At 51.8% G+C, this 6,434-nt stretch carries 7 protein-coding genes and 1 rRNA gene; 1 reads left to right on the top strand and 7 read right to left on the bottom strand.

All coding sequences use genetic code 11. The features are described from left to right. The 7 genes from KXG62_RS16445 to cymR all read right to left on the bottom strand — a co-directional run. Window positions 1-94 (bottom strand): 16S ribosomal RNA (locus tag KXG62_RS16445); the annotation flags it as partial. A gap of 873 nt (window positions 95-967) precedes the next feature. Further along, window positions 968-1,252 carry a hypothetical protein gene (locus KXG62_RS16440; RefSeq protein ID WP_218093076.1) on the bottom strand — a complete coding sequence of 95 codons (285 nt, stop codon included), beginning with the start codon at window positions 1,250-1,252 and terminating at the stop codon, window positions 968-970. Window positions 1,253-1,386: 134 nt separating this feature from the next. Beyond that, on the bottom strand, window positions 1,387-2,457 hold the full coding sequence (locus KXG62_RS16435) for an AI-2E family transporter (RefSeq protein ID WP_218093075.1): 1,071 nt from the start codon (window positions 2,455-2,457) through the stop codon (window positions 1,387-1,389). 198 nt (window positions 2,458-2,655) lie between these two features. Continuing rightward, window positions 2,656-2,853 (bottom strand): hypothetical protein, encoded by a 198-nt coding sequence (locus KXG62_RS16430; RefSeq protein WP_218093074.1) that lies wholly within the window; start codon window positions 2,851-2,853, stop codon window positions 2,656-2,658. A gap of 10 nt (window positions 2,854-2,863) precedes the next feature. Beyond that, window positions 2,864-3,385 (bottom strand): PRC-barrel domain-containing protein, encoded by a 522-nt coding sequence (locus tag KXG62_RS16425; protein WP_218093073.1) that lies wholly within the window; start codon window positions 3,383-3,385, stop codon window positions 2,864-2,866. Between the two features lie 79 nt (window positions 3,386-3,464). Beyond that, on the bottom strand, window positions 3,465-4,610 hold the full coding sequence (locus tag KXG62_RS16420) for a cysteine desulfurase family protein (RefSeq protein WP_218093088.1): 1,146 nt from the start codon (window positions 4,608-4,610) through the stop codon (window positions 3,465-3,467). Between the two features lie 23 nt (window positions 4,611-4,633). Then, the gene (gene cymR, locus KXG62_RS16415; RefSeq protein ID WP_218093072.1) at window positions 4,634-5,053 is read right to left on the bottom strand and encodes a cysteine metabolism transcriptional regulator CymR; all 420 of its coding nucleotides are present in this window, start codon (window positions 5,051-5,053) and stop codon (window positions 4,634-4,636) included. Window positions 5,054-5,230: 177 nt separating this feature from the next. On the opposite strand from cymR, the gene mnmA reads away from it, so the two are divergent. Further along, window positions 5,231-6,313, top strand: a complete 1,083-nt coding sequence (gene mnmA / locus KXG62_RS16410; protein WP_281426846.1) for a tRNA 2-thiouridine(34) synthase MnmA — start codon at window positions 5,231-5,233, stop codon at window positions 6,311-6,313. Window positions 6,314-6,434 lie beyond the last annotated feature (121 nt).

The raw sequence follows: 6,434 nt of genomic DNA, 5'->3' as shown, positions 1-6,434 counted from the left end.
CCGTCCGCCGCTAACCCCGAAGGGTCCGCTCGACTTGCATGTATTAGGCACGCCGCCAGCGTTCGTCCTGAGCCAGGATCAAACTCTCCATTAAGGTATCTTTTTCGGACCGAAGACCGAATTGGATACAAATTGCTCGCATAATCCGAAGATTATGTTCGCTATAATGTAAGCTGATTGAGCTCAAAATTTACTGCTAGCGAGAATTTGCATTCTCTATTTCACTCACTCGTTGTTCAGTTTTCAAAGGGCAATTCGTGATCGTTTGCATCAGCCGCTGTTAGCAGCGACAAGATCGAAATTTACCACACTCGCTTTTAAAAAGCAAGCATTTTTTTCGTTCTTTTGTTTCGCAAGTTTCGGCATCATCTTCTCGACCAGCCGGATCACAACATATCACATTTGTTTCTCTCACGCAAGTACAATCTGTCTTCCATTCTTGAAGTTAAACTAGCAAGATCAGAGCTTACACATCGTCTTCGTTCAAGTCCTCGCTTATCCTTCCGGACAGCCGAGTCACAACATAACACATTTGTTTCTCTCACGCAAGCGCAACCTGTCTTCCATTCTTGAAGTTAACCTAACAAGATCAGAGTCCTTCCGGACAGCCGAGTCACAACATAACACATTTGTTACTTTCGCGCAAGCACAACCTGTCTTCCATTCTTGAAGTCAACCTAGCAAGATCAGAACTTACAAATCGTCATTGTTCAAAAGCTTTCCGCCAATCCTTCCAGATCGCCGAAACACAACATAACACATGAGTCACTTTTCCGCAAGCGCAACCTGTCTTCCATTCTTGAAGTCAACCTAGCAAGATCAGAGCTTACACATCGTCTTCGTACAAGTGTCCCGGCATGTCCTAGTGAACGACCGGACTAACAATGTATCACATTTGAATGATGCAAAGCAAGTATAATGTTTTCCATATAATGTTTTCCATTAAAAGAACGCCGCGCGCTCGCGGTTACTCGCTCCATTGAATCGCCGTAAGCAGCCGGTGCTTAAATAAGCATAAGACGAACTCGACATAGTAATCATGCCGAACGATCCACTGATATTCTTCGCCATGATGCGTGTAAAACAATACGTCCGTTATCACGTCGTTGTCATTAAAGTGATCCCTGATCTTCTTGACCGCCTTCTCCACTTCAGCATCCGGACGCTTTACCCGCAGGCAAAACTCCATATCCTGCCCGTCCAGCTTTTCTTCAAGCGACAGGAGCTCTTGATCGTATTCATAGTGCAGCAAGAGTACTCCTCCTTCATTAAATGACTATCCTACATCCAATATCTCACATATCCATATCCTTTTGCAATCGAGACGGATACGCGCATATGCGGAAAAGTCGATTTAAACAGATCTGAATCCTTCTCCTCTCCGCATTATGTCGGACGGCGATGCACATAGTACGTGAACACATGCTGCAGTATCACCTTCATGACGGCAAAGAACGGCACTGCCAGTATCAACCCGACAATGCCCGCCAGCTCCCCGCCAACCAGCAATGCGAAAATGATGATGAGCGGGTGCATTTTCAGCGAACGCCCGACCACTTGCGGCGAAATGACATTCCCCTCTAAAATCTGGCATGCCGTATTTACGATGATGACGAACAGCACCATTTTGAAAGACAGCGTCGACGCTACGACCAAAGCCGGCGCCGCTCCGAGAAAGGGTCCGAGATACGGAATGATGTTGAACACGGCTACGATGCAGGCAAGCAGCAGCGCATACGGCATGCCGATCAGCCAATAGCCGATATAAGCCAGTCCGCCGACAATGCAGCATACGAGAAACTGCCCCCGGATATAGTTGCCGAGCGCCGTGTCGATATCGACGAGCATCGTGACGATTTGCTTGCGCCGCGTCTTGGGCACGATGGCAAGCGCCGTATTCTCGAGCAGTTGAAAATCTTTGAGCATATAGAACGCCACGAAAGGAATGATGAAGATCAAGAACAGCGTATCGACCGTGTTGCCGATGTCGCGTATGTATTCCGCTACAGCCAGCGAAATTCCGTTCTCCAGCTTAGCCAGCGACTGATTGATTCCATTGCGGATGCTATCAGGCAAAAATTCGACCCGGTTCAAGTCGTCGACAACGCTCTGCGCCTTGAACGCCAGATCGGGCATATGCTCGTTCAGCTCGCTGAGCTGTCTTACGAGCATCGGAATCACATTCATCAGCACGACGGTCGATGAAGTAATAAACACGGCGTAGATCAGCAGCACCGCGGCCGTACGCGGCACTTTACGCACCCCGAGCAGCGTGACGACCGGATTCAGCACATACGAGATGATCAAAGCGACGATAAACGGCGTGAGGATTTCGCACAAAAAGTTATACACCCAGGAGATCATCGGCCTGATTTGGATCAGCAAAAACAAGATGATCAAACCGAGCAGCGTATAAACCATGCCGATGAACAAATGGTTTTTCGTAAACCGATCCACAGCATGCCCTCCCCCTTGAAAATGCGCTTTTTACAGTATATGTACAAGTTGATTTTTCTAATCCAGCTCCGCGCGGACATAGCCCGGCCCGACAGCGAATATATATAATAGAAAAAACAAGCATTCGAAAACGCAAAAAAACACCGCCCCCGCCATTCCGATCATCGAAAAGGCAGACACGGTGTAGGAACCGTCCGGTTAGTTCGCGTGCACTTGCGGTATTTCTTCTTCAAAAAACAAATCGTCCAGCGAGCTCAGCGTGCCGTCTTCTTCTACTTGATAAACGGACATTTTCTCGCCATTCACGGTCAGTTCGATGAAGCAGCCCCAGCAGTAAAACTGATGAGAGCCGATCTTGCCGATATCTTTGGAATTGCAATTTGGACAACGTAACATAGTGATCACCCTATTCTTCTAAAGGTTCGAAGATTTCCTGCAGCGCTTCGGAAGCGCCGACGGGAACAATAACGGCGTCCTCGCCGATTTTTACCGAATCCGGGAGCGGAAGCCACTTGCGCCCTTCCTTCAAATCCGAAATGAATCCCTCGGTCAATTCATAGCCTATTACCTGTTTACCCCATTTGGGCTCCAAATAAACATCCTCGATGACGCCAAGCTGCTGGCCGTTCACCGTGATGATCGGCATTCCCTTCACTTTGTTGTCCCCGCTGAGCAAAGCGGTCCATTCCAACTGCTCGACAAACGGTTTCACTACGTCCAGATTCGGAATCGTGATGGCATCCTCGCCGATCGCGATGACATCTGAAAGCGAAATGAATTTCGCATCGGAATACCAATGCTTGATTTCGAGCAATATTGCCTCTACCTGCCATTCGGCGTTCAGCAGGAGATCCTTCGCGATGCCCGCATGCTTGCCGGTTTCTACGCAAAGGATCGGCAGCCCGATCACATACCGCGCTCTTTTCAAAAGAGATTCTCTCCTGACTCAAAGATGAATTTCCAATGGGTGTGCTGCGTACGCGGGTGTAAATCAACATTTGTTTACCTTATTTACGCAAACGGTTCATGATCGTTTCAACGATTTGCACGACGGCGGTTACTTGCTCCAAGGTGTTGTTCGTGCCGAAGCTGAATCGTACGGCAGAATTCGTTATTGCCTCAGGCAGCCGCATGGCTTGAAGGACGTGGGACACTTCGAGGGAACCGGAGGTGCAGGCGGAACCGCTGGCTGCAGCGATCCCTGCCAGATCGAGGTTCATCAGCATCGTTTCCGTGGATATTCCGGGAAAGCTCACGTTCAATATGTGCGGAAGCCGCTCGGTGGGATGACCGTTCATGACAAACGCGTGCTCTCCCAAACGTATTCGCAGCTCATTCACCATTTCCTGACGTAGTTTTTCCATCTTTTGTTGCGATTCATACCTGTTGCTCTCAAAAATTTGCACGGCCTTGGCAAAACCGGCAATACCTGCCGTATTCTCCGTGCCGGGACGCCGTTTGCGTTCCTGGGAGCCGCCGAACATGAGCGGCGATAAACGAACGTGCTTCGCTATATATAAAGCGCCGACCCCTTTGGGTCCATTCAACTTATGCGCGGAAAAACTCATCAGATCGACCGGCAGCGTGCTCAGATCGATCGGAACATGCGCCAGCGCTTGCACCGCATCGACGTGAAACAAGATGCCTTTGCTTCGCGCCAGCTTGCCGATCTCCCCGATCGGTTGAAGCGTGCCGACCTCATTGTTGCCGTACATGACGCTGATCAGGCTCGTATCGGGCCGGATGGCCGCTTCTACATCGGCTGCGGCGACCTGCCCGCAGCGATCCACCGGCAAATACGTAACCTCATAGCCGAGCTGTTCGAGCCGCTCGCAAGCATGCAGCACCGCATGGTGCTCAATCTGCGTCGTCACAATATGTTTGCCTCGCGACCGGCCCGCTTCCGCAGCGCCGAGCAGCGCCATATTGTCGCTCTCCGTGCCGCTTCCCGTAAATACGAGCTCTGCGGGACGGCAGCCGACAAAAGCGGCGATGCGATCGCGCGCTTCGTTCAGCGCGTGCCGGGCAGCCCGCCCGGCTTGGTGCGTGCTGGACGCGTTTCCGTATATACCCGTCAAGTAGGGCAGCATCGCTTCGACGACGTCCGGATGAACCGGCGTCGTAGCGGCATGATCCAAATAAATAAAATCCAATGCATTCACCACAATCGGTTTCGTTAAATGTAGAACATATAGCTGTCTTTGCTGCCTTCGTCTTTATAGCTGATCAAGTCGGACAACGTGGTGGAGTCCAGTACATTCGCAATGCTGTCGCGAATGCGCACCCACAAATCCCGCTTCGCCGGGTCGTCCTCTTCCGTGAAATCGACGGGGCTGATCGGCCCTTCCAGAACGCGGATGACATCGCCCGCGGTAAGCTCCTCAGGCGCTTTGGATAAAATATATCCGCCATAGGCGCCGCGAATGCTTTTGACCAGTCCGGCATTGCGCAGCGGAGCAACCAGCTGTTCCAGGTAATGCTCGGACAGTCCGTGCTTTTCCGCAATGCTTTTCAATGAAGTCGGGCCATCGCCGAATCTGGTGGCCAGCTCCATCATGATGGTCAGGCCGTAGCGACCTTTGGTAGAAATTTTCAATGCAAGCACCTCGTTTACATTTCATACATTTTTGTATCATTACTATGTTATCATAAATCCGTGTATTGTGGGAGAAAAACCTTGACATAATGATGAAATATTTTATTATTGCAGCAAACCGATGTATAATACAAAACAAGCTAGCCAGCTTATGCATGCAAAGTGAGGTTGAACCTAATGACGAACAAACCGCGCGTCGTCCTCGGCATGTCCGGAGGCGTCGATTCTTCCGTTTCGGCGCTGCTGCTCAAAGAGCAAGGATACGAGGTCATCGGCGTTTTTATGAAAAACTGGGACGATACGGACGAGCTCGGCCACTGCACGGCGGAGGAAGATGCCGAGGACGTGCGCCGGGTATGCGATCAGATCGGCATTCCCTATTATACGGTAAATTTTGAGAAACAATACATGGACAAGGTGTTCTCCTACTTCCTGGACGAATACCGCAAAGGACGCACGCCGAATCCGGACGTGATGTGCAACCGGGAAATCAAGTTCGGTGAATTTTTGCAAAAAGCGCTGGAGCTCGGCGCCGACTATATCGCCACCGGCCACTATGCCCGCGTCGATCAAGTCGACGGGAAATACCGCCTGCTTCGCGGGCAGGACGCGAACAAGGACCAAACGTATTTCCTTCATGCGCTGAACCAGTATCAGCTGTCGAAGGCGATGTTCCCGATCGGTCATATTCCGAAACCCGAGGTGCGGGCCATTGCCGAGAAGGGCGGACTGGCCACCGCGAAGAAGAAGGACAGCACCGGCGTATGCTTCATCGGCGAGCGCAACTTCAAGGAGTTTTTGGGCGGCTATTTGCCGGCTCAGCCCGGTGATATGCGTACGCTCGAAGGCGAAGTAAAAGGCCGCCATGACGGTTTGATGTACTACACGCTCGGGCAGCGTCAAGGGCTCGGCATCGGCGGTTCGGGCACCGGGGAGCCTTGGTTCGTCGCCAGCAAGGACCTGGAGAACAACATTCTCTACGTGGTGCAGGGCGAGAAGCATCCGGCGCTGTATTCGAAGGGCCTCCTTGCGACCGACCTGAACTGGATTGCCGGAGAGCCACCGAAGGTAGTGCGCTGCACTGCGAAGTTCCGCTACCGCCAGCCGGATCAGGGCGTCTCCGTGCAGTTCGGCCCGGACGGCCGCTGCGAGGCCGCTTTCGACACGCCGCAAAAGGCGATTACGCCGGGACAATCCGTCGTGTTCTACGACGGCGAAGTATGCCTTGGCGGCGCAGTTATCGATAAGCTGCTCATGTAACGACTCCAGCTTACCGGGGCCATTCGCTGCTCCGGTTAGCCTCATAGCAAGAGCAAACGATGCCAAAAAGACGCTTCGATCCGCTATGCAAGCGGAATGAAGCGTCTTTTGCGCGTGAACC

Source organism: Paenibacillus solanacearum (assembly GCF_910593845.1).
Taxonomy (GTDB): Bacteria; Bacillota; Bacilli; order Paenibacillales; family NBRC-103111; genus Paenibacillus_G; species Paenibacillus_G solanacearum.
Note: the sequence above shows the minus strand (reverse complement) of the source record. Positions and strands in the feature narration are given on the sequence as shown.

Coding starts and splice junctions, on each gene's coding strand:
- KXG62_RS16430 (WP_218093074.1), bottom strand. CDS start 2,853: ATGTTACGTTGTCCAAATTGCAATTCCAAAGATATCGGCAAGATCGGC.
- mnmA (WP_281426846.1), top strand. CDS start 5,231: ATGACGAACAAACCGCGCGTCGTCCTCGGCATGTCCGGAGGCGTCGAT.